General features: G+C 62.2%; 1 protein-coding gene. It reads left to right on the top strand.

Annotation, left to right across the window (positions count from 1 at the left end; genetic code table 11):
* Positions 1 to 693, top strand: a 693-nt coding sequence (locus HLUSI_RS0116805) for an ABC transporter substrate-binding protein (protein WP_016835071.1), incomplete at both ends; no start/stop codon positions are given.

Raw genomic sequence — 693 nt, 5'->3', positions numbered from 1 at the left:
GCCGACTTCGGCGGCAAGGTGCTGGGCAAGCCGATCGAAGTACTGTCCGCCGATCACCTCAACAAAGCCGACATCGCCGCCACCAAGGCGCGCGAATGGGCCGACCAGCGCGGCCTCGACATGCTGATCGGCGGCGTCAACTCCGCTACCGCCCTGGCGACGAACAAGGTCATGGCGGAAAAGAAGCGCGTCTACATCAACATCGGCGCCGGCTCGGCGCGCCTGACCTTCCTGCTGCAGGCGCAGGGCTCCAAGGCGCAGATACTGGGCCTGGCCAACGCCGGCGACGATACCGTCAATGCGATCAAGGCGGCCAAGGAATTCGGCGTCACCAAGACCATGAAGCTGGTGGGTCTCCTGATGGTGATCAACGACATCCACGCACTCGGCCTGAACAACGCCGAGGGCCTGATGATGACCGACAGCTGGTACTGGGACAAGGACGACGCCTCGCGCCAGTTCGCCAACCGCTTCTTCCTGAAGATGAAGAAGATGCCGAGCACGCACCAGGCCGCCGCTTACTCCGCCACCACGACCTACCTGAAGGCGGTCGCGGCGATCAAGACCGACGATTCGACCAAGGTCATGGCCGAGCTCAAGAAAATGAAGATCGACGACTTCTATAACAAGGGCTACATCCGGGCCGACGGCCGCAACATCCACGACATGTACCTGTACCAGGTCAAGTCGCCG

The organism is Herbaspirillum lusitanum P6-12 (assembly GCF_000256565.1).
In the GTDB taxonomy this organism is placed as follows: Bacteria; Pseudomonadota; Gammaproteobacteria; order Burkholderiales; family Burkholderiaceae_D; genus Herbaspirillum; species Herbaspirillum lusitanum.
The sequence above is the reverse complement of the archived record's forward strand: the minus strand, read 5'-3'. Positions and strand labels throughout refer to the sequence as shown.